Source organism: Paenibacillus sp. FSL F4-0122, assembly GCF_038002845.1.
Lineage (GTDB): Bacteria > Bacillota > Bacilli > Paenibacillales > Paenibacillaceae > Paenibacillus_AQ > Paenibacillus_AQ odorifer.
The window spans coordinates 517,443-542,274 of record NZ_JBBODI010000001.1 but is presented as its reverse complement, the minus strand read 5'-3'; the positions used below and the strand labels follow the sequence as shown (position 1 = coordinate 542,274).

The window sequence follows — 24,832 nt, the reverse complement described above, 5'->3', positions numbered from 1 at the left end:
AAAGCCTTATTTATATATTGGGCCTACACAAACATATGGGAGAGTGTAGAAATGATGGAAAGCAGATTTTCACAGAACAAGCCGGAAGAGCAACTGGCGCTGCCTTCTAGGGAACAGCTGGAGTGGCAGGACCTGGAGCTGGGGATGTTTTGCCATTTTGGCATCAATACGTTTTGCGATCAGGAGTGGGGAGAAGGCAATGATTCACCTGCGGTCTTCAATCCGCTTCATTTGGATGCCCACCAATGGGTTAGTACAGCCAAAGAAGCTGGATTCCGTTATTTTATACTGACAGCTAAACATCATGATGGCTTCTGCTTGTGGCCGACTGCGACAAGTACTTATTCTGTGGCTTCTAGCCCATGGAAAGAAGGGCGCGGCGATGTCGTCAAGGAATGCGCGGAGGCTTGCCGTGAACTTGGAGTTGGCTTCGGCATTTATTTGTCTCCGTGGGACAGACATGAGCCCTGTTATGCAGATCCGCAAGCGTACGATGATTTCTATGCCCTGCAATTACAAGAGTTGCTTACGGGCTATGGTCCGCTTACGGAAATTTGGTTCGACGGCGCAGGGTCGGAGGGCCGCAATTACGATTGGCAGCGGATTATGGATCTGATCAAGCGCCACCAGCCAGGCGCCATGGTGTTTAATATGGGGGCACCAACGATCCGCTGGGTTGGCAATGAGGATGGCGTTGCTCCTTATCCATGCTGGAACACTGCAAATTCTGCGCGGGGTAGCATGTTCAGTGAAGCTTCATTGAACTGGCTTCCCGGAACGCCGAGCTGGGTGCCTGCGGAATGCGATGTGCCCATCCGTAAAGACCGCTGGTTCTGGCATCCTGAGGAGGAGCATCTGCTGCTGTCTCTGGAGCAGCTAATGGATATTTATTATCGTTCGGTTGGACATGGGGCAACTTTGCTGCTCAATGTAGCCCCTGACAACCGCGGGCTGTTTCCGGAGGCTGATGTGCAGCAGCTGCTGGAATTCGGCAAGGAGATAAGACGCAGATTTGACAAGGCTCTGGCGGTAACAGCAGGTACTGGAGATATTGTTGAACTGGAATTGCCAGCAGCTACTGTGATTGATCATGCCGAGATTATGGAGGATATCGCTTACGGCGAAAGAGTAGAAGGATATATGCTGGAAGCGTACAGCAACGGAGCGTGGCTGGAGTTGAAGCGTGGCAGTTCGATTGGCCATAAGAAAATCGACGCCTTCCCTCCGGTTGTCGCAGAGAAAATCCGCTTACGGGTGTCAGAAGCTGCCGCAAGCCCCAAGATTAGACGGCTTGCCGTCTACCACTGCGGGGAATCGTTAGAATAAATATTAATAAAGGAGGTTGTCGATAATGAGCCTGCTCACCTGGAACGACGGACACTATTTGCTGGACGGACAGCCTTATCGTATCGTATCAGGAGCCATTCATTATTTTCGGGTTATGCCTGAATATTGGAAAGACCGGCTGCTGAAATTGAAAGCCTGTGGATTCAATACCGTGGAGACCTACATCGCCTGGAATATACATGAACCTAAAGAAGGGCAGTTCGTATTTGATGGCATGGCCGATGTGGTATCTTTTATCGAACTGGCTGGTGAACTTGGGCTTCATGTTATTGTCAGACCGAGTCCATTCATCTGTGCAGAGTGGGAGTTCGGAGGCCTGCCGGGCTGGTTGCTAGCTTACGGGGAACTCCAGCTTCGCTGCTGTGACCCTCTTTATTTAAGCAAGGTAGACCGTTATTACGATGAGCTAATGCCTCGGCTGGTTCCGCTGCTCTCCACACATGGCGGACCAATTCTGGCCGTTCAGGTAGAAAATGAATATGGCAGCTATGGTAATGACAGTGGCTACCTGGGCTATATGCGTGATGGACTGGTCAGCAGAGGGATCGATGTGCTGCTATTTACTTCCGACGGGCCAACCGATGAGATGTTGCTCGGCGGAACACTGGAGGATGTGCATGCGACAGTCAATTTCGGCTCCAGTACAGAGGAATCCTTCCGCAAATATCGGGAATACCGCTCTGAAGAGCCGCTTATGGTGATGGAATACTGGAACGGCTGGTTTGATCACTGGATGGAGGATCATCATGTACGCGATGCCGGGGATGTAGCAGGTGTTCTGGATGAGATTCTGACACAGGGCTCCTCATTTAATATGTACATGTTCCATGGTGGAACCAATTTTGGTTTCTATAATGGTGCGAATCATATCGTCACCTACGAGCCAACGACTACAAGCTATGACTATGATGCCCCGCTCACGGAATGGGGAGATACGACGGAGAAATTTGAAGCTGTCCGGTCGGTACTCAGCAACCATGGATTTGCCCCGACTTGTCCACTCCCTGAGCCGATTCCGAAGATTTCTTACGGGAAAGTCGCTTTGACGGAAAGAGCGGAACTATTCACAGCTTCCAATCTGGAGAAGTTATCAGAGACGGTGAACAGCGTGTGTGTACAGCCGATGGAGAAGCTCGGACAATCCTATGGTTTTATATTGTACAGCACTTATGTGAAAGGGCCGCGCTCTAGACAGAAACTCTACATCGAGGGCGTGCGCGATCGGGCGCAGGTCTTCCTGGATGGACAGGTGCTTGGGGTGATTGAGCGCTGGAATCCGCTGCCACTGGAACTTTCCATCCCCGCTGGGGGAGCGCAGCTGGATATCCTCGTCGAGAACATGGGACGAATCAATTACGGGCCGCTCATTCGCGATCCGAAAGGGATTCTGGACGGGGTTCGGATTGATAACCAGCTGCAATATAACTGGACGATTCGTACTTTGCCGTTGGAACAGGAACAGCTGGATTCACTAGCGTACAAGAAGCACCCGGTGGAGAAGCAGCAAACTGCGACCCTTTCGGGTCTGCCCGGATTCTACCGGGGGAGCTTCGAGGCGGAGGAGATTGGCGATACCTTTCTACGATTCGATGGATGGAATAAAGGGGTCGCCTGGATCAATGGTTTTAATCTGGGCCGCTACTGGAACGCAGGGCCGCAACGCGCCCTATATATCCCGGGCCCATTGCTGCGCAAGGGGCGCAATGAACTTGTTCTTTTGGAGCTGCATGGCCGTGCGGAGACTTGCGAGATTGAGCTTGTGGACCTTCCTGATCTGGGAAGAACTTCGGCCGTCGATGACGCCGTGTTGAATTTTGTGCAGGATGATAACTTGTAGATGCCTTTAGCTTTAACCAATTCTAAGATTGGGGTGAACAAATGCGTAAACCAAGTCTATTTTTAGTATTAGTTCTCATTGTTGATCTTTTTTCTTCCTGTGGGGGAGTTCTTTATCCCTCGCATAGCAGGGCATCTGCGGCTGCATCAAATCTTATGCTTAACGGAAGCTTTGAGAATACAACGACAGCCCTTGACTCAACCTGGACAGGGGTTACAGACGCTGCTCCGGTGGGCTGGAGCTTATGGGTCCCTACAGGTAGCGGGAAAGGCACGAATAAAACAGCGAATATCAAGATAGACGCTGGCACTGCGCATGAAGGAACCCGGTCCATGCTGTTCGATGCCTTTGCCACAAGCAGGATTTCCATCAATCAGGGGGTAACTTCGGTTATCCCCGGTAAATCCTACAGACTTAAAGTCTGGCTAAAGACGGACAACGTCACTGGACAGGGAGCCTACTTTAGAACACAGTATTACAATACTGCCAAAGTGGGAGATGGACCTTCCTCTCCCAAAATAACAGGCACACAGGACTGGAGTATGCAGCAAGTACTTCTAACTATGCCGGCTAACGCGACGAAGCTAGTCATCGAGCCTTTTTTGGAGACTGGAAAAGGAAAGCTATGGATAGATGATATCGCATTGGAGGAATATGCGGGTCTTACAGGAATTGCGCTAGACCGTACGGCCTTTTCTATGGTCAAAGGGGACACGGTTGCACTTCTGCCCACTTTATCCCCTATAACGGCGGTGGATAAAACGGTAGTGTGGACTTCGAGCAATCCAGAAGCTGCGACTGTGGACGCACTTGGTAATGTAATGGGTACGGGGATCGGCTCTTCGACCATCAAGATCGCCACACCGGATGGTAGCCTTGCAGCCGAATGTCTGGTTACTGTCGAAGCTCCCGACATGATACAGGCCTACAATAAACTGAGGCTGAAATGGTACGACCGATTAAGTGGTGGTCAATACGATGGGAGTGATCCTGATATAGCTGCTAGTATTAGCGCTCAGGCTGCATCGGCTGCTGCACTTTGGGAGAGTATGGATAAATCCTCCGGCCGCACCTCCTTGTGGAGTGATACCGCGAGCACTACAGATTCGCAGTTTATTACAAGCGCTTACAATCGCTTGAAGACTATGGCATTGGCCTATTCTGTGGAGGGATCGGAGCTTTACGGCAACAGCGCTTTGGCGAATGATATTGTAAGCGCAATCAATTGGATGTATACAAACCGCTATAATCCGAGCAAAAGCGCTTATGGAAACTGGTGGGACTGGGAGATTGGCACGCCGCAGATTGTGAATGATCTTATGGTGCTCATGTACGACCATCTAACACCGCAGCAAATCAATCAGTATCTTGCGGCTATTGATGCCTTCTGTCCAGACCCCAAAGTAGGGTCGGTGCTTGGCGTTAAGGGCACGAAGATGACGGGAGCAAATCTACTAGATAAAGCGCTTGTGGTCACGGTAAGAGGCGTGATTGGCAACAACAGTGCAAAGATCATTCAGGGCCGTGATTCTATTGGCTCCGAGTATGTGTACACGACCCATGGTGACGGTGTGTATAAGGATGGTTCCCTCGTTCAGCATAATAATATTGCCTATACGGGAGGATATGGTTCGGTCTGGCTCAAAGGGACGGCGGATATGTCTTATCTGCTGACCGATTCTCCATGGCCAATAACGGACCCGAATGTTCTGAACATTTACGAATGGGTGGCTCAGACTTACGAGCCGGTGATCTACAACGGTCAATTTATGGATTCGGTAAATGGCAGAGGTATATCTAGAAAAGGAAGCGGCAGCGCAAGAGGGTTAATTGTCACCTTGCTGCGGATGGCTGAAACTGCTCCGGAGAATATTGCAGTATCCATTAAGCAAGCGGCGAAAGAATGGATCTCAGCGAATATGACATCCGGCAATTATTATGAAGGGTTGTCGCTTGCCGATATAACGATTGTGAAAAAGCTGATGAATGACGGGAAGATCAATCCAAGAGGAGCTCTCATTAAGAATCAGGTATTCGCCGGCATGGACCGGGTGGTTCATCTACGCGAAGGTTACGGCTTCGGTTTGAGTCTGTTCTCGAATCGTATCTCGGCGTTTGAGAAAGGGAATAACGAGAACCTGAAAGGATGGTATACGGGGATTGGGATGACCTATTTATACAATCAGGATCTGACCCAATACCGCAATGACTTCTGGCCTACCGTCAATTCCTATCGCTTGTCTGGCACGACAACGGATGGATCGGGGCAGGGGATGGTGCCTGTGGAATGGAAAAGTTACATGAATCCGAAAAACTGGGTGGGTGGATCGTCGCTGGAAGGCCTATACGGTGCAGCAGGTATGGATTTCTCACTCTCCCAAGTGACCGGTAGCGATTTGCAAGGCAAGAAATCCTGGTTTATGTTCGATGATGAGATTGTGGCGCTTGGTTCGGGAATTTCCAAATCAACTGCCGGCCCGCAGTCTGTTGAGACGATTATCGATAACCGGATGCTAAACGAAGTGGGAAACAACAAACTTCTAATCAACGGAGCTGTAGAACCGTCACAGTCCGGATGGTCAGCGACGTTAAAGAACGTTCAATGGGCCCATCTGGAGGGTAATGTGCCAGGTTCCGACGTGGGCTACTATTTCCCTGAAGCTCCAAGTATACTGGCGCAACGTGAAGCCAGAACCGGCAGTTGGAAAGAGATTAATGCCACTCAATCCGATGTTCCCATTACGCGCAACTACTTAAGCCTGGCAGTTGAGCATGGAGATACGCCTACGAATGGCTCATACTCCTATGTTCTGTTGCCTAATCGTGACATTGCCGGTACTGAAGACTATAGTGGCAACCCGGATATCGAAGTGTTGAGCAACAGCAAGGATGTGCATGCAGTCAGAGAGAAAAAGCTGGGCATAACCGCCGCTAATTTCTGGAATGCCGGAACGGTGGATTTCATCAAGGCACGCAATCCAGCTTCCGTGATGATTCAGCAGACCGATCAGGAGCTTATCGTTTCGGTGTCTGATCCTACACAATCGCAAAACCTATTGGCCCTAGAACTGGATGTGCCGGGGTTGACATTGCTCAGCAAAGACAGCAAGACGGAAGTAGTGCAAGCTTCGGGAAATACAGTTATAACGGTGGATGTGAAGAATTCTATAGGGGCAACGCATGTATTGAAATTTAATATTACTGAAGGAGAGACTCCAAAAGACGAATATGACGAGCTTCGTGGAAGATGGGTGGAGTATTTGACCGGAGGGCAATCCTTCGACCCGAATAACCCGGACATTGCCAAGTCTATAAAAACTTTATCCGATAAGATCAGTAATCAGGAGCGAACTGGATTCTGGGATACGATGAACAAGCAAATGAACCGTACTTATTTATGGAGCGATAAGCCGGGCAGCACAGCGGATGCTTTTGATACGGCAGCCTCTTATAACCGGTTGAAGGATATGGCTATTGCCTTTTCGACATCCGGCTCACCATTGTACGAGAATATGCAGTTGAAATCAGATATTCTGGACGGTTTAGATTTCCTATACGCGAATTGGTATAACGAAACCAAACTGGAGAAAGGCAATTGGTTCGAATGGGAGATCGGCATTCCGCTTGCATTGGGAGATACGATGGCCTTAATGTTCGAGTATTTGTCAGGCGATCAGATTACCAAATATACCAAAGCCATTGATAAATTCTGCCCGGACCCAACCAAACGGACCAATCAACCCTCGTTGATGGAAACCGGCGCGAATCGGCTGGATAAAGCACTGGCAGTGGTCTTGAGGGGCATTTATAATCGTGACAGCGCGAAGATCAAACAAGGGCGGGATGCAGTTAGCCAAGTATTACCCTATGTGACCCGCGGAGACGGATTTTATGAGGACGGCTCCTTTATCCAGCATAATAATATTGCTTATACCGGCAGTTATGGGGCTGTATTGCTTGGCGATATGATGAAAATGATGACTTTGCTGACAGGGTCCTCTTGGCCGCTGACTGATACCAATATGAAGAATGTATACAACTGGGTAACGGATTCTTATGAACCTCTTGTCTACAGAAAATTAATGATGGATATGGTGTTCGGTAGATCGATAGCCCGGGGAAACCGGCAGCTCGTGCCTTGGTCGCATATTTTGCGGCTGGCTTCTTCCGCGCCACCGGAGCAAGCGGCCCGATTTAAATCGATGGTGAAGTATTGGTTCGAAGCCGATACGGTAGTAGAAAGTTATTACGACGGTCTAAGAGTAGCCGATATTGTTCTGCTCCAGACGCTTATGGACGATCCAGAGGTGCAGCCATCAGGAGACCTTACTGTGCATAAGCAGTTTTCGGCTATGGACCGGATTGTCCACCATCGGCCTGGATATGCCTTTGGGATCAGCATGTCTTCGGCCCGAATTGCCAACTATGAAGCGGGCACAGAGAATCTGAAGGGCTGGTATACAGGCGAAGGCATGACCTATCTGTATAATCAGGATCTGGATCAATATGCAGATGCATTCTGGCCGACCGTGAACGCTTACCGTCTACCTGGGGTTACATCGGATGGGGCAAGTCGCGGTGCAGCCAAGACTACATCTAAAACATGGGTGGGAGGATCATCCATAGACGGCCTTTATGGAGCGGCCGGCATGGATCTGGATCCGGATAACAGCACATTGTCCGGTAAAAAGTCCTGGTTCATGTTCGATGATGAAATCGTAGCGCTTGGGGCAGGCATTACAAGCACAGATAACCGCAAGGTGGAGACCATCGTAGATAACCGTAAGCTCAAGGCGAGCGGAGACAATGTACTTACGGTCAACGGAGAGGCCAAGCCATCCGCGCTGGGTTGGTCTGAGTCAATGAATCAGGTGCATTGGGCACATCTGGAAGGCAATGTTCCCGGCTCGGGAATCGGTTATTATTTCCCTGATGCCCCAACGATTGACGGTCTGCGTGAGTCTCGGACTGGCGCATGGAAGGATATTAATCAAGGGGGATCAACGGAGCCGATTACGAGAAATTATGCCAGCCTGTCGATTGCTCAGGGAACGAATCCGGTGAATCAATCGTATTCGTATGTGCTTCTGCCGAATCAGGATGAAACGGCGACAGCGCGCTATAGCAGTAGTCCTGACATCGAAATTATAGCCAACACGGATAGTGTGCAAGCCGTCAAGGAACAGAAGCTGGGACTTATGGCTATGAACTTCTGGGTACCGGGAATGATCGAATCCGTGCGCGCCAATCATCCAGCCTCCATTATTATCAAGGAGTCTGGAGATGAACTGACGATAGCCATTTCGGATCCGACACAGTCTCAATCTGTGGTGAATGTGGATGTCGGCAGAACCGCGCTGGAAGAACTGATGAAAGATCCAACCGTAACGGTACTGCAGACCTCGCCGAGGATTGAACTCGCAATTCATACAAGCGGGTCCAAAGGAAAAAGCCATGTTGTCAAGTTCAGAATTGATCCGAATGCCGAACCTTCTGAGCCTTCCGATTCGGAACCAGACGAAGCGGCAATAACGAAGCTGTATGTTTCTGAAGATGCGTATGTCAATGGAGGATCGAAAGCTGCAGTCAATTATAGTTCGGTCAATTACTTGCAAATCAGAAATGGCAGCGGGGACACAGACAGAAGGGTTTATCTAAAATTCGATCTGAGTCCGTTTGTCGGTGAAGTCGGTTCTGTGAAGCTGAATGTGTTCGGAAAGACAAATGACGGGGCAGGCACTTTGTCCGATATCGGTGTATTTGGAGTCCAAGATGATGATTGGACGGAGGCAACGCTAAATTACAATAATGCTCCAAAAATCGGTACTCAAGCTGCGCTGCAGACTTTTTCCGGACCGGAGCAGTGGCGGCAGTTCGATATCACCTCATGGGTTGGCACGGAGTTCCCTTCCGATCCGGTGATAAGTCTGGCTCTTAGGCAGGTAGGCTATAATCTCGCCACAGACATAAGAAGCCGTAAGAATGAGAATGGCAAATATGCCGCGTATCTGGAAATTTTGCCGAAAGATACAACACCTCCAGTCACGAAGGCTACCATACTTGGAGAAACAGGAGAAGGGGGCGCATATAAGGGCAAAGTCAATATCACTTTTGATGTCACCGACCAATCCAATGGGGGAGCTGTCGGCTGGGGAGTCAAGCGGACAGAATACCGGCTCAATGGTGGTGCATGGAATACGGTTACTCAGAGCGTATATATCGAGAACCCCGGAACCTTCGGGATCGATTATCGTTCGGTGGATAAGGCTGGCAATGTAGAGCCGTTCCGACAGCTTCAGGTGACGGTCATGGAGCCTACAGAAAGAGTCTCAACGGCAATTAGCGGCCCGGAAAGCCTGGGTGTCGGGGAGACCGGAACGGCGGTTACTTCGGTAGTGTACAGCGATGGTAGCCGTTATATAGTAACCGAAGGTATAGTCTATGAGAGCAGCGATCCTAACGTCGCAAGTATAGGCAAAGATGGCCATATTGAAGCTAAAGGCCCGGGCGTTTCGGTTATTTCATCCGTATATGACAACATGACCGCTTCCTATTTATTAAAGGTGTATGAACAACTGCCGGAGCTCGTCTCTATTTCGTTAAGCGGTCCGACATCCTTGGAAATAGGGCAGAGCGGTAAGGTGGTCACAACGGCGGTATATAGTGATGATAGCCACCTTACGGTAACAGAGGGTGTGATCTACGAGAGCAGTAACAGGAAGGTAGCCACAGTAACGGCAACGGGGCAGCTGCAAGCACTTGATCCGGGCATGACAGTGATTACTGCAAGTTACGGAGGACGGCAGAGCAAGCTGACGCTTCAGATTCTACAAGCGGAAGACAATACTTCAACTGTTCCGAGTCCGCAACCACAAGTGCCTTCCGTACCGGAGGTAACGGCGGGGCGGCTGCAACTAAACGCAGCTTCGTTGAACGATCTTTCGGCAGCCATTGTCTACGAGGGTAAATTGAGAATGCTAGTATTGCCGGGGATGGCAGCAGACATGCTCAAACAGAAGCCGCTTCGGGTAGAGGCTTCTAACTTTAATGTGACCCTTCCGGCAGCGGTGCTTCAACAATTACGGGGTTTGATTCCTGCGGAGCAATTGGCCGGTAGCCAGATCTTTCTGGAGGCTTCTGAGGTGAATGGGGAAGCGGCGCAGAGAATACTAGCTAGCGCAGAGAAGAAATCTGGTGCAGTGCTAAACCAGGCAGGAGAGTTCCTTCTCTTTAACCTGTATATTGTTGCTGGTGACGGTACAAGAAGCATACTTCACCAATTTGTTGAGCCCGTTACATTAGAGCTTAACGCCTACCCTGAGGCCAAAAGGAATTTGCTCGGCGGCTATTATTTTCCGGATTCCGGAAATATAGAGTATGCGGGCGGTTCCTGGCTGAAGGGCAAGGTGGCTTTGCGCACCGAATACTTAGGCACATATGCTGTGCTGGAATACAACAAATCGTATGACGATGTTCCTTCTGGACATTGGGCGGCGGCGGTTGTACAAGAGCTAACGGCCAAACATCTGATTCAAGGAGTCGGACTTCGGAATTTCGAGCCGAACCGGTCAGTGACCCGTGCAGAATTTACAGCTATGCTGATCCGCTTGCTGGGACTTGAAGGGAAATCATCTACAGCATTTGCGGATGTATCTGCGGATGAGTGGTATGCGGAGGAAGTGGCGCAGGCTGTAGAGGCGGGGATAGTCCATGGGGTGAGTGAGACTCTCTTCGCTCCAGAAGCCCCTATTTCCCGCCAAGAGATGGCGGTCATGGTGATGCGAGCCTACCAATATGTCAGCGGGAAAAAGGTGGAACCAAAGCCTGTAATCCAATTCGGTGACTTGCGTGCGGCTGCCTCATGGGCCCGTGAATCGATCATTGCTGCCCAAGCCCTTGGACTTATCCAGGGTCGAAGTGACCAGCAATTCGCTCCGGGAGGCTCAGCAACTCGAGCTGAGAGTGCAATGGTTCTATACAATCTTTTAGCAATTAAGACTGAAAAGTAAGAATTTGAAGCCAGGGCTTTGGGAAGGTTCAGTAGAACCATTCCAGAGCCCTTTTGGCGTTTAGAGAAATCGGCAGGTTTGGATGGGCAGAGCTTTCGTTGAGGTTTCATTTCTACTCGGTTTGTGAATAATGGAGGATTGAATAGGAAGGGAGCATTAGAGATGCAGGTGTATATGGACATTGTGCTTCGGGCCTTTGTTGCTATGATCATGCTTTTGCTGATCGCCAAAATATTGGGAAAACAAACGTTATCTAACTTGACCTTCCACGATTTCGTGACGGGTATTATATTGGGCTCAATAGCCGCGAACTTGGCGTTTAATAAACAGTTGCATTCTTCCTACATGATCCTGGCGCTTATAGTCGTTACCGTTACATCTTTTTTACTATCTGTCATCGCTTTAAAAAGTCGTAAAATGAGAAGCTGGATTTCAGGTTCACCCACTGTACTTATTGAGGATGGGAAAATTCTTGAGCAAAATATGAAAAAGGTAAGGTATTCGTTGGACTCTTTGGATCAGGCATTGAGAGAAAAGGAAATCTTTAATCTAGAGGTAGTAGAATACGCTGTGCTGGAAGATAACGGAATGGTGTCTGTATTAAAGAAACAAGAGTACCAATATGTTACCCGAAAAGATCTAAAGCTGTTGTCCGTTCCTCAGAGCTTTCCCGTTGAATTGATTATGGATGGAATAGTGCTTGCAGATAATCTTAAGGATAATAGCCTGACCCACGAGTGGCTGGAGAACGAGTTAAGACGTAAGGGAAAACAAATTTCTGATGTGTTTTACGGGGTAAGAGGAACGCAGCAGCAGCTCATTTTTGACTATTATGAAGACGGGATAAAGAAACCTATTGATAAAGAATAGCTTTTGTTCATATTGGAGATTGACGGATACCTAAGCAGCATCTTATAATGTTTGTATAATTATTAATTAGTTAATAAAAATATAAACGTTGAGAGGCGGTATTTAACCATGGCAGAACGTGCGATCCTTAATACTGACATTCGCAAAGGAACGATTAACAGAAATATTTACGGACATTTTTCTGAGCATCTTGGCCGTTGTATTTATGAAGGGATTTGGGTTGGAGAAGATTCAACTATTCCTAACACCAACGGTATTCGTAATGATGTCGTGAAAGCGCTTAAGGAAATTAAAATTCCTGTACTTCGCTGGCCAGGCGGATGTTTCGCGGATGAATATCACTGGAAAGATGGTATCGGAGCCCGTGAAGGTCGTAAACGTATGATCAACACTCACTGGGGCGGAACCGTTGAGAACAACCATTTTGGTACGCATGAATTCATGGAATTATGTGAGATGCTGGAATGTGAGCCTTACATTAACGGTAATGTGGGCAGTGGTACCGTTCAAGAGATGTCCGAATGGGTGGAGTATTTAACCTTTGGAGGCGTATCTCCAATGTCCGAGCTTCGCCAGCAGAATGGCCATCAAGAGCCTTGGGCTGTGACTTATTTTGGCGTGGGGAATGAGAACTGGGGCTGCGGCGGGAATATGCGTCCAGAATATTATGCAGATCTTTATCGCCAATATCAGACGTATGTACGTAATTACGGGGACAATCGTATTCACCGGATTGCTTGTGGTCCTAACGTGGATGATTATCACTGGATGGAGGTTCTGATGCGTGAGGCAACACGCTTTATGGACTCGATTACCCTGCATTATTATACAATCCCTGGTCCAGCATGGGAGAATAAAGGTGCAGCTACAGGCTTTGAAACGAGTGAATGGTTTAGTACATTAGAGAAAGCCCTTCGCATGGATGAGCTGATCACCAGACATGGCGTTATTATGGATAAATATGATCCGGATAAAAGAGTAGGCCTTATCGTAGATGAGTGGGGAACTTGGTATGATGTAGAGCCGGGAACGAATCCAGGATTCCTGTATCAACAAAATTCAATTCGGGATGCTCTTGTGGCAGGCGTGACCTTGAATATTTTCCATAAACATAGTGACCGGGTACGTATGGCAAATATTGCGCAGACGATTAACGTACTTCAGGCAGTTATATTGACCGAAGGGGAAAAGATGGTGCTGACTCCTACGTATCATGTGTTCAATATGTTTAAAGTCCATCAGGATGCGGAGCTGCTGGATTTGGCACTGGAAAGTGGCACTTACAGCTTTGAAGGCCGTGAGATTCCTGAAGTATCTGCTTCGGCTTCCGTAACTGCTTCTGGAATCATTCATGTCAGCCTTTGCAACTTGAACCATGCAGCTTCTGCTACTGTACCACTCGAGCTTCGTGGTCTTTCCGGGAAGAAGGTTGAAGTGACAGGCACAACACTTACCGGTGACAAAATTGATGCTCACAATACCTTCAGCCAACCGGAGGCAGTAGTGCCGCAAGCCTTCACTGCCTTTACTCTGGAGGGCGATCTTCTTAATGTTGAACTGCCTCCAATGTCAGTAACTGTGCTGGAGATTACGCCGAAGGCTTAAGGTGGTGTTACCATGTCAACAACATCAACATGCAAGGGATGCAGAGAGGATTATAAAGTTACGCCAACGCAGATTAATCGTATCTTGTCTTCTTCCATGTTTAAGCCAGAGTTTTGTGTTCCAGATGAAGTTTACGCTGAACGGGTTGCCCTTTGTGGGACTTGCCCTAAGCTGCACGAAGGGGTAACTTGCGTCGCTTGCGGTTGCATCATCCCCGTAGTAGCCAAGCTTAAGGAACGTAGTTGTCCATTACCCGGGGGTGGCTTGTGGGGCCCCTTTATCGAAAAGAATTAAGCTAAAATAAGAGCCGCATTCGACTCTCCAATGGGAGGTGAATGCGGCTTTATTCTTGGTTATCCGTATAGAACAATTCAACGATTAGATCTTCATTGTAATTTCCAAAACCTTTGCCAAAAAGAGTAATCCCGCCAATATGCTCGGCATCTTCATCTACGGAAAGCTTAAAAGACCACTGTTTGTCACGGATATTCACTTGATCAAGGGTAACTTCTGAGAGCTTCAAACCATCCATAAATGTACCTTTTGCTGTAATGCGCAGCTGCTTGAGCAAGCCGTATTGGTTCGTGAGTGCTGGCCACCAGGCCGGTGTATATTTACCACGGCTATCCCCGTAGTCACCAGGACTTGTCCAGAATCCAAGCTTCACTCCGTTCAGAGTGAATGTGATATCCGAAGGCCAATTATTATTAATGGAAGGTGCTTCGGAAGCAATTTCCATGGTTATAATCAATTCCTCAGGATGCTGGCTGGAGAGTAGGAAATTAGGGATTTTATATTCAATAAATCCTTTGCCGAACCAAAGAATCCCCGCATTCATACGCTCAAGATCCCAGAAATATCGGGGATCATCAAAACTGCCGATCACTTTCTCAGTAGTTGCAAGACCACAGGTTGGCTCGATCAGGAAGTCGGAATAATGTCCAACCGGAATTTCCTTACGATAACTTTTGCGCTCATTGATTTGTCTGCCTGGAAAGGTGATTTCTGCTCCTTCAGCAGCTAGAGTACAGATCTTTTGCAGACCACTTCGACCAGGTGCCATATGCGTCTGGATCAGGCCGGCAGCTTCCAGCTTACGCACATGCATAGTCATAATTGCGCTGCTCAAATTTACTGCTGCGGCCAATTCCTTAACATTCATAGGATTTTCGGCAAGCAAACGCAACATGTGTAGGCGTACTGAGCTGGCTAAAGCTTCATAGACGGGAAGGGATTCTTCCGACAGGTCAAGTTTCATAAATGGCCTCCAATTAAAATTTATGGGCTAATCGCCGATGATTAAGAAATTTATTAATAACAATATAAAAATCGACGTTTATCTCGGACGTATAGTTAATGATTATATTAGTTAAATACTTTTTTTACAATATGGGACTTTAAAAAAAGAACGGAGCCTGTGGCTCCGCTCTCTCTTTTCAAATCAAGTCTTGCTTAATCTACGTTCGAGCTATACTCTGCCTGTACTTCATCTGATTTGAGCGCTCTGCTGTAAATCTTCAGTTCATCAATCATACCCTTAAATGGTGCATCCCAATAGTTGACGCCTAGAGCGAAAACGCCATTCTTATTCTTAAAGACATTCGGGAAGCCCTCACCAGAGAACTGCTCTACTCCGTTGAGGTAAACTTTTACGGTTCCATTGCTGACCGTAAACGCAACATGTGTCCATGTATTTACTGGAATCTTCATGGCAGAAATAGCATCATACCAAGCTTCTCCGGACCATAACAACGTTTTACCGCCACCGTTCTGAGGAACGAAGCTAATCCAGCTATTTTTAGTGGCAGCGCCGAAGAAAGTAGTTGTTGCATCTGTAAGTTGTTCAGGGTTTAGCCACATAGATACGGTGTAGGTATTGCTGTCAATTAATCCATCAGGCAAACGGATACCGGAGGTACCGTTGAATATTGCAGCTTGACCGAGGACACCGTTACCGTATGTGATATTGCCTACTGTTGGGCTATCTACTTTTGCTCCTGTAACTTCGCCTTTTCCGTTCAATTGGAAGGAGTCATCCAGGTCGCCATCAAAAGCATAATGAGCTACTTTTCCTTCAGTTACATTTACTGTGTAGCTGGCTGAAACTTCGCTTCCATCAGTCGCTGTTGCAGTAATTACAGCTTGGCCACCGACAGTTAGTGCTGTTACTATTCCGCTCGCTGCGTCAACAGCCACTACGCTGGAATCGCTAGAGCTCCAAGTTAGCGCCTTATTTCCGGCATTGGTCGGAAGCACACTTACTTGAGGGGTGAAAGTATTTCCTACAGCTACTGATTTAACAGCTTCACTGAATGAAATATTACTTACTTTGATGTTCGTATCAGGCTCACCGTTTACAAGCCAGCCTACAGCTTCCGCAGACAATGCTCTATCATACACGCGGAATTTATCAACCAAACCTTTGTAGGGTGCATCCCAATAGTTCACACCAAGAGCAAATACGCCGTCTTCTGTATCAAAAATATCTGTGAATCCTTTTCCGGAGGATTTCAATACACCATTTACATACATATTGACTGTTCCAGCATTGTAAGTGAAGGCTACATGCGTCCACTGGTTAACTGGAATTTGTAAGCCTGTATCAGCATCCAGCCAAGTCTCGCTACCGAACCAGAGTCTAGTGGTTGCTCCACCGTTTCCATAAGGCAGGAGACTGAACCAGTTCGTTTCGGTTTTAGCACCGAAGAATACAGGAGTAAAAGCTTTTAATTCGGATGGATTCAGCCACATCCCTACCGAGTATGCGCTACTTTGAATTAATCCGTCAGGTAGACGAACACCGGATTTGCCATCAAACTTGGCTGCCTGACCGTCTTTACCAGCCTCAAAAGTGATGTCTCCATCCTCAGTGTTGTTGATCAGATTTCCGGTGACTATGCCGTCAGCTGTACGATCACCATTTTCTGCAAGGTCGCCATCAAAGTCAAAGGCAGCTACTAAGCCGTCTTCCAGTTGCGTGCTCTTTTTTTCCATAACAACGGCGGTGAAGGTTTTAGTTACTGCGACTTCGCCCAGCTTAATTGTAGCAGTCAGTTCAACTGTAGCGTTTCCAAGTCCAAGTTCAGGACGAGTAACATTACCATTGTTACCAATTACAGCCTCATTGGAAGAGGACCATGAAATTTCTGCTCCGCGCAAGCCTTCCGTAGGGAGGGTGATGTCATCGTATATTTTTCTTGTGTCACCAATACTCAAGCCTGCAGCAATATTGTTCAAAATCTGCTCAACGCTCATCGATTCCATCTGGCTGCCCCAGATAGTGATTCCTTGATCTGACATTGCGGTGAACGTCATAACATGCTGTTGGCGTGAGGAATCCCATTGCTTCACAAATACACCTTTGTAGAGATGTTGTACGGTGTTTCCATTTTCCGTTTCGTTAATAAGCAAATGAGCGAAGTACTCATCCTTCAATTCCCAAGTTCCGGTTAACGATCCAGCGATCGTTCCGTCACTTTTCAGCTCGATATCTACTGTGGGTTTGATGATGCCTGAAACATCTTTGCCGTGGTTTACGAACTGATAAGAGCCGACAACATTATCCCGTGCTACAGCCCCAATAGTTTCACCCGTGTAACGATGTACGGCAGTTACTGGCCAGCCATCTTCGTTAGTGAACATTTGATGCACACGAAGTTCATGTGTTTCACCACGGAGTGGGAAACGAGTGTGGAAGAAGTTAAATATTTTACCCGTTTCATCATCATATTGTATCGAGTTATGTCCTGAGGACACATAACCATACGTTTGGAAATTCGGGTCTGCATTTTGATTTGTAAACATGAAGTTTCCTAATAGCTTATTACCATATGGTGTGTTGTCACCATCGGTAGTTAGAACAGCATTCTGTCCTGCTGCATCCGTATAAGGGCCGTCCGGATTTGTTGAACGGAACTGCCGCATGCTGTAACCGCCTTTGGAGTCAAGTCCACCGTAAGTTACATACAAGAAGTAGTAACCAGTATCCTTGTCGTAAACGATATACGGACCTTCACCCGATTTGGTCATTCCGCCAGAAATATGGGTTCCGAAATAGCGGTCGATAAGACGTCCATCAGCGGTCTTTCCATCTTTGCCTGGATATTTAGGTTCTCCGGTAGCTGGATCAATCTCCAGAATGAATATACCACCTGACCATGAACCATAAGTCATCCAAAGCTTGTTGTCTTTGTCGTAGAAAATAGTTGGGTCAATTGCATTTGTATAGGTTTTGTTTTGATACAAACCACCTGCATTAAACCAATCTGGATTGACACCTTCCAGCGTTCCATTGCCGATAAGGTCCTTGATATTTGTATTGTCCCATTTCTTATTTACTTTACTGTCACTGTCATAAGCCTCTTCCTTGGTGAAACCGGAATAAATTACGGTATTTCCATAAGTATAAGGCCCTTCGATATTTTGCGAAGTGGCGTAGCCAATCGCCGAACGGATATAAGTAGAAGAAGCGCTGTAATACATCATATAAGCGCCAGTTGTTCCATCAGCGTTCTTATAATCGTTATTCCAGAATACGTCCGGTGCCCAGATGGAGAATCCGCCTTTACTGTCCGAATCGTTCTCGCCAGCCCATTTAAAGGATTCTGCCAGATTCTTGGACAGATCACCAAAAATCACGTTGCCCGGTGTTGTATAACCATTAGTGAACTGTGTCCAGTTCATCAGATCATCTGATTTGGCCGCATCGATATGGGAGCCAAATACATAATAAGTTCCATTATCCACAACCACCGATGGATCATGCACCGAGACATTGGTGAGTGCTGGTGCAGTTGCTCCCGGACTAGGTGTAGCCGTCGGACTAGGCGTAGCCGTCGGATTTGGTGTAGCTGTTGGATTTGGTGTAGCCGTTGGATCTGGTGTAGCAGTTGGAGCCGGAGTAGCTGTAACTTCCGGAGCTGATGTAGCAACAGAACCGCCGTTAGATCCACCAGTACCAGTGGTTGCCGTAGCCGTTGGAGTTGGTGTTTCAAAATGGATTAGCTGACTGTACTTGCTATCAAAGATAACCTTACCCGTGCCTTGGATGGTTAGGATATCGTTGAAACCAAGGATTAGATTCTTGATTTCCGTACCTGCCTCTACACGCAGCTTGGCTTTTTGCTTCAGTGTAACTTCAGCAATACTGCCTGCTGTCAGATGGAGTGTAGGCTCTCCCAACGCTTGAAGCTCAACGGAATCAAAGCTTCCTTTCAGCTTGAGGATGGAATCCTTAGGCAGCGTATTCTCAACAATAACCCGGCTGAAACCTGCCCCCGTTAATGCATCTTCCTCTAGTATTGCACCGGAATGTACGCGTACGTTTGGTACAGCACTTGTGCCTCTAGTAACGACGCGCAGCTTGCCGTTATGCTTATCTACTACCATTTCAGCAGCATTGGAGTCGCTTAGTACGACACTGTTCTCACCGCCACCGGCAACGAATACTTTTCCCTTAACAGTGACATTATTCAGTGTGACATCGCCCTCAGCAATACCTTCGGTAAGGTAGAGATTCCCTGAGATTGTGGAGTTTTTCAACTCTACGCCTGGGCTGCTGATAACCATATTCCGAGTGTTAATCCCCGAATAGCTTCCGCTCTTAGGTGTGATTTCTCCGCCCAGCTTCTCAATCATGCGCAGTGCTTCCGCTCTTGTTACAGCCTGAGTTCCTTTAAAGCTGCCGTCAGTGTAGCCTTGCAGATAACCTTCACCAAGTAAAGACAATACTGCTTCTTGGCTCCATTCTGGCAAATCAGCAGCATCCTTTGGTGCAGAAGTGCCAACAGATGAGTTGAGTTGGAACAGTCTGTATAACATTACTGCAGCTTCTTGACGACTTACTTGCTGTGCGGGTCGGAAGGTGCCATCGCTGTATCCTGTCACATATCCTGCAGCGGTTGCTTTTTGGATATCGCTGTAGTAAGCACCTGTCGTGGAAACATCCGTGAAGCCAATTTCGGCTTTTTCCTGCAAATTAAAGACCCGATTAACCAGAGTAACCCACTCTGCACGGTTGATTTCTTGATTTGGCTTATATATTCCGTTTCCGTAACCCAGAATCAAGCCCTTATCTACCCAAGATTGAAAATCCTTCTGTGCCCAGTGGCCGGAATAATCGGCGATTTGTTGCTGAGTGGATAATGCGACTGATTTGGAATCGCTTGCAGAAGCTGCAGAAATTAATGGAGCAGGCACTAATAGAGTGAGTGCAAGCAGGGAAGCGGTTAGTTTACCAGTAGTTTTTCTCAAATGTATGATCCTCCGATTCTAGTGATGTAGAGCTTGTACACGCGTATTTTTCCAATTCTTCCCTTCTTTACTGAAAAAAATGTAAAACGCTTACATAAATAGCTACTAAAAAAACGCTTTCGTATATGAAAATGGTTTTAATTTATGTGTTACTAAACCATAACAAGGAAAACGTTTTATAATGCTCTCATTTTAAGCATGATATCAGCAAATAGTCAAATAGAAATTTATAAATCTGTGAATCTTTTTATATTTTTATAAATTATAATTTCAAATAAGAGGAAAATGATTTAACTACTGGTGATTAATGCTGAAGTGGATAAGAGTGAAATTTGGTGAATGGATGACTAGGCGGGATATATCAGCATGGATAAAGAGAGGGGGTAGGGCATAACGGGTGGGGGGGAGCTAAGGAAGAATAGCTAATTAGTTGTTCACCCCCGCAAAAAGAACCAGTTTTGCTTAGAACATAAAAGAAAAATTTACAGATAGTACAATTTGAAAATGATATCTTGATCATGGTTTCCGAATTTTTTTCCGAAAATCGTTGCTCCTCCTACATGCTTTGCATCTTCCTTCACTTCGATCCGAAAGGTCCAACGGTCACAAGTCGTATCTAAATCCTCAATCGAAACCTGAGACAGCGGGTCACCGTCAATGTAAGTTCCATTGTGGTTTGTAATTCTAATCGTTTTTAGCAATCCGTATTGATTGATATTGTGTGGCCACCATTCCGGTGTGAATTTACCTCTAGCATCAGCGAAATCCCCGGGGCTCGTCCAAGTCCCTAATTCCAAGCCATTCAAAGAAAAGGTGATGTCTGAAGGCCATACGTCATTAGCAAAGGGGAATTCGGAAGAAAGCTCCAAGCTAATTTCAAATTGCTGTAGGGTTTCCTCTTTTTTTAGGAAATTAGCGATATTATATTGCACATAACCTTGAGTGAACCAGAGAATCTCTGCGTCCACTCTTTTAGAATCCATGAAATACTTAGGTTCGTCTACTCTGCCGATAAACTCCTTATCCGTAGCAAGTCCGCAAGTAGGTTTCAGATCATAATCGGTATAATGACCAATCGGCACTGATGTCTCGTAGGAGGCAAAAGAGTGAAAGATTTTCTTCGGGAAGTTAATCTCAATATGATCCACCCTAAGAATTGAAATTTTTTGCATTCCTGATTTACCAGGCACCTTTTCCGTTTTTATGAGCCCTGCATCTTCTAGTTTTTTAATGTGTTTGGTAACGATAGGACTGCTTATTTTAAGTTCTTCTGCCAAATCTTTGATGTTCATCTTATTTTTGGAGAGCAACTGAATAATTTTGATGCGTACTTCACTCGCTAAAGCTTCGTAAACAACAAGAGAGGATTTGTCGATTTCCAACTGCATTTTACCCACTTCTTTCAAAGTTATTTCATATACTGTAAAGTTTATTAATCTATATATAAAGTAACATGAAAGGTAACCGAAGTAAATATAATATCGCTTTCATCTCCGAGAGATGAATCAAAAGGTTAATTAAACGAAAAAAAATTCTGTTAAGTTTATTTAAATGTTATTGACTACGCTTTCACAATGAATGTATACTAATCTCAAGTTAATCGTTTTCAAAGAAAGTGAACATGAATGGTTATCTTAACATTACAGCTGCAGGGGGAGAGAGTAATGAAAAAGAAATTTGGAGTTTTATTAGCAACGGTTCTAACATTATCGACAGTTTTGGCAGGATGCGGTGGTAAAGATGATAGTAAGACGATTACGTTCTGGACACCGCTGACCGGTGATGACGGTGCTTATATGGATCAAATTGTTAAAAACTACAATGCAACGAATCCCGAAATTAAAGTAAAACATGTTATTACGGCTGATATGTACACAAAGATTTCTACAGTTTTGGCATCTAGCAAAGGTGTTCCTGATTTAGCAATTATCCATGCTGACCGTGTTCCTGGATTTGTTAAACAAGGTGTACTGGAATCCATGCAAGATACCGTATTGCCAGCACAACCTGAACTGAAAGCTGAAAATTACTTACCACAAGCTTGGAACACTGGTAATATCGATGGAACTCAATACACAGTTCCTCTTGATATTCATAGTAACGTAATGTATTACAATAAAGATTTGCTGAAAAAGTATAATGCTGAATCTTTCTTGGATGATAACGTGGTTACTATTGATGAAATGCTTTCCTTACAAGGTAAATTGGATGAAGGCGATTACGTAGTTAATGATGCTTTGCTGGGCTGGGTTATCTTGGCTCAAATTCAAGATTTGGGCGGCGATATCCAAGTTGATGGAAAACCGGCTGTTAACACCCCTGTCTTTAAACAAGCGTTTGAAAATGTTAAGAAAATCGCCGATGCTGGCCTTATGACTCCATTTGGTGAAGACGGTTACTTGATGTTCCAATCTCAAAATGTACTTTTCTCGACAGACGGAACTTGGAGTTCTACAGCACATGCTGGGGTTGAAGGTTTGAACTTTGGCGTGACCAATGTTTATTCTCCTACTCCTGACAAATTCACCAACAGATCTTCTTCTCACTTGTTCGCTATGTTGAAAAATGATAAGAGAACAGACGAAAAAGAAGTAGGTATTGCTAACTTCTTGGAATATGTTCGTACGAATTCGATGGAATGGGCAAAAGCTGGACAAAACGTAGCAAGTAACGTAGTTAACCAAAGCCCTGAGTACAAAGACTTTATGCAATCCTTCTTTACATCTGATGAAAAAGAAATCGAATCCCTTTACATTTACACATATGAATACTACCCATACATTGCGGAAGCTGTAGATACTTACTGTGCGGATATCGTGCGTGGCAACGTTGATATTGATGAGACTTTGGCAACGATGCAAAAATTTGTTGAAGATAAAATTGCGGAAAGCAGCAGTGCAGCAAAATAAAGCAAAATAGAATAGATTGTACGAAGTAATGTGCCATGTTATGGTGCATTACTTTGTGCAAAAGGAGAAATGAATTCCTATGAAAAAGAAAATCAATTGGGCACCTGCTTTCTTTGTAGGTCCGCATGTCATTTTGTTTGCTGTCTTCATTTTATTGCCAACGATTTATGGGATTTATGCTTCATTTACAAAATGGAATTTAATGAGTGATCCGGTATGGGTAGGCTTTGATAACTATAAAGCTATTCTTTTTGACGGCGGATCAACCTTTCATACTCAATTTTTCAGAGGCCTAAAAAACACATTGATTTTCGTTGCTCTGTCTGTTCCGTTGCTGATTATTATTCCATTAATGGTCGCGGTGGCGTTGGAGCATAAAAAAGTTAAAATGAAGAGCTTAATTCAATCTATTCTTTATATTCCTGGCTTGATTTCAATTTCTGCGGCAGCACTGATTTGGCTGTTGATCTTTAATAAGCAACTAGGGATCACTGGTAATCTGTTTGGATCACAAATTGCTTGGCCTGCAAATCAACCCTATGCGTGGATTATTATCATTGTAATTACTTTATGGGGTGGTATTGGGGGCAACATGATTATCTATCGTGCTTCCTTAAGTGGCGTGGCTCAAGAGTTATATGAATCAGCGGAGCTCGATGGTGCGGGTTCAATTAAAAGATTCACCAGTATTACCTTGCCATCTATTCGTTTTCCATTAATTTATACCTTTGTTATGACAACTGCGGGTGCCTTTAATGTATTCGGCCAACCGTTAATGATGACCGATGGTGGACCTCGACAAAGTACACACGTTCTAATGATGTATATTCGTCAATTAGCTTTCGGTAACGGTGAATCCATCGCCGGGATGGCATCAGCTATGGCAGTTTTACTGGGATTAGTTATTTTGGTGATCTCAGCACTGCAATATTATGTAATGAACCGAAATGCTTCATAGGGTTCGCAGAAACTAATTGACTAACAAGGAAATGGAAAAGGTAGGTGTACTAAAATGTCAAACCAGGCAGTAAATCCAGTTGTAAATACAACAGGCAAAATAAAAGGCTCCTCCAGTGTAAGTATTTCAAAATATATATCCTATATATTTCTAGGTATCCTATGTGTGATTTGGATCATTCCTGTTATATTCGGGATTTCCACCTCATTTAGATCACAAACGGAAGTAGTATCCTCGGGCTTTAGACTATTTCCTAAAGAGTGGGTCTTTGAGAACTACGTTACGATCCTAAACAATACTTCTACAGCTCCAATTCTACGTTGGTTAGGTAACTCATTGTTTATTGCTACATCTCACACCATTCTGGTTGTTATTGTTATTTCGATTACAGGTTTTGGTTACACCCGTATTAAGTTTAAAGGAAGAGACACATTGTTCTTTACTTTGCTGGGGATCTCCTTCTTCCCGGGTGTTGTTAACTTGATTCCTTCGTATAAAATCATTGACTCCTTTGGTTGGGTGAACACTTCCTGGGCTATGATTATCCCTGGTCTTGCGGGTATGGGTAATATCTTCTTGGTCAGACAGTTTATGAACGGTATCCCAAAAGAATTAGATGAATCGGCTAAAGTTGATGGTGCAAGTGACTTTAGAATTTTCGCGCAAATTATATTGCCGTTAGTTAAACCAATACTAATTGTTTGCGGATTGTTCTCCTTTACTGGATCTTGGAATGACTTCCTCTGGCCGGTTATCGTGTACACAGATGTAGACAAAATGCCAATTACCGCTGGTTTGCTCTTATTGCAAGACATCTACGGAAACTATCGTATGATCGGACAATTAATGGGCTCGGCAATCATGGCGATTATTCCAACATTGCTGCTATTCGTTTTTGCACAAAAATACTTCGTTCAATCCATCAACCTGAATTCGGGTATCAAAGGTTAGATCGAATGAACTTAAACTTAAATACACCTTGACTTCTTATAAGGAAGGGTGTGTTTTGGTGACCTGCAAATATAAAAAAAGAGATAAATATAGG

The 24,832-nt window shown here is 45.7% G+C and carries 12 protein-coding genes; 9 read left to right on the top strand and 3 right to left on the bottom strand.

The window, feature by feature from the left end:
- Positions 1 to 51 precede the first annotated feature (51 nt).
- The 6 genes from MHH49_RS02195 to MHH49_RS02170 all read left to right on the top strand — a co-directional run bounded on the left by MHH49_RS02195 (position 52) and on the right by MHH49_RS02170 (position 13,962).
- Entirely contained in the window at positions 52 to 1,326 is a 1,275-nt protein-coding gene (locus MHH49_RS02195) for an alpha-L-fucosidase (RefSeq protein WP_256717902.1), read from the top strand.
- Between the two features lie 25 nt (positions 1,327 to 1,351).
- Entirely contained in the window at positions 1,352 to 3,184 is a 1,833-nt protein-coding gene (locus MHH49_RS02190; RefSeq protein WP_076100550.1) for a glycoside hydrolase family 35 protein, read from the top strand.
- A gap of 41 nt (positions 3,185 to 3,225) precedes the next feature.
- The gene (locus MHH49_RS02185; protein ID WP_341137850.1) at positions 3,226 to 11,193 is read left to right on the top strand and encodes a polysaccharide lyase family 8 super-sandwich domain-containing protein; all 7,968 of its coding nucleotides are present in this window, start codon (positions 3,226 to 3,228) and stop codon (positions 11,191 to 11,193) included.
- Positions 11,194 to 11,355: 162 nt separating this feature from the next.
- Positions 11,356 to 12,063, top strand: a complete 708-nt coding sequence (locus tag MHH49_RS02180; protein ID WP_076100545.1) for a DUF421 domain-containing protein — start codon at positions 11,356 to 11,358, stop codon at positions 12,061 to 12,063.
- 108 nt (positions 12,064 to 12,171) lie between these two features.
- Positions 12,172 to 13,668 carry an alpha-N-arabinofuranosidase gene (locus MHH49_RS02175; RefSeq protein WP_076100543.1) on the top strand — a complete coding sequence of 499 codons (1,497 nt, stop codon included), beginning with the start codon at positions 12,172 to 12,174 and terminating at the stop codon, positions 13,666 to 13,668.
- 12 nt (positions 13,669 to 13,680) lie between these two features.
- A complete protein-coding gene (locus MHH49_RS02170) occupies positions 13,681 to 13,962 on the top strand; it encodes a DUF6171 family protein (RefSeq protein WP_076100542.1) in 282 nt (93 codons plus the stop codon).
- Positions 13,963 to 14,011: 49 nt separating this feature from the next.
- Here MHH49_RS02170 and MHH49_RS02165 read toward each other — a convergent pair whose 3' ends face one another.
- The 3 genes from MHH49_RS02165 to MHH49_RS02155 form a co-directional block, all read right to left on the bottom strand.
- Positions 14,012 to 14,926 carry an ArsR/SmtB family transcription factor gene (locus MHH49_RS02165; RefSeq protein WP_076100540.1) on the bottom strand — a complete coding sequence of 305 codons (915 nt, stop codon included), beginning with the start codon at positions 14,924 to 14,926 and terminating at the stop codon, positions 14,012 to 14,014.
- A gap of 194 nt (positions 14,927 to 15,120) precedes the next feature.
- Positions 15,121 to 19,920 (bottom strand): LamG-like jellyroll fold domain-containing protein, encoded by a 4,800-nt coding sequence (locus MHH49_RS02160; protein ID WP_076272370.1) that lies wholly within the window; start codon positions 19,918 to 19,920, stop codon positions 15,121 to 15,123.
- A 482-nt stretch (positions 19,921 to 20,402) separates the two neighbouring features.
- Positions 20,403 to 21,308: an ArsR/SmtB family transcription factor gene (locus MHH49_RS02155; RefSeq protein ID WP_036675644.1), complete on the bottom strand. Its 906-nt coding sequence runs from the start codon at positions 21,306 to 21,308 to the stop codon at positions 20,403 to 20,405.
- A 276-nt stretch (positions 21,309 to 21,584) separates the two neighbouring features.
- On the opposite strand from MHH49_RS02155, the gene MHH49_RS02150 reads away from it, so the two are divergent.
- The 3 genes from MHH49_RS02150 (at position 21,585) to MHH49_RS02140 (ending at position 24,738) form a co-directional block, all read left to right on the top strand.
- On the top strand, positions 21,585 to 22,829 hold the full coding sequence (locus MHH49_RS02150; RefSeq protein WP_076101554.1) for an extracellular solute-binding protein: 1,245 nt from the start codon (positions 21,585 to 21,587) through the stop codon (positions 22,827 to 22,829).
- 79 nt (positions 22,830 to 22,908) lie between these two features.
- Positions 22,909 to 23,787, top strand: a complete 879-nt coding sequence (locus MHH49_RS02145; RefSeq protein WP_036675641.1) for a carbohydrate ABC transporter permease — start codon at positions 22,909 to 22,911, stop codon at positions 23,785 to 23,787.
- A 54-nt stretch (positions 23,788 to 23,841) separates the two neighbouring features.
- Entirely contained in the window at positions 23,842 to 24,738 is an 897-nt protein-coding gene (locus MHH49_RS02140) for a carbohydrate ABC transporter permease (RefSeq protein WP_036675639.1), read from the top strand.
- The last annotated feature ends 94 nt before the right edge of the window (positions 24,739 to 24,832 follow it).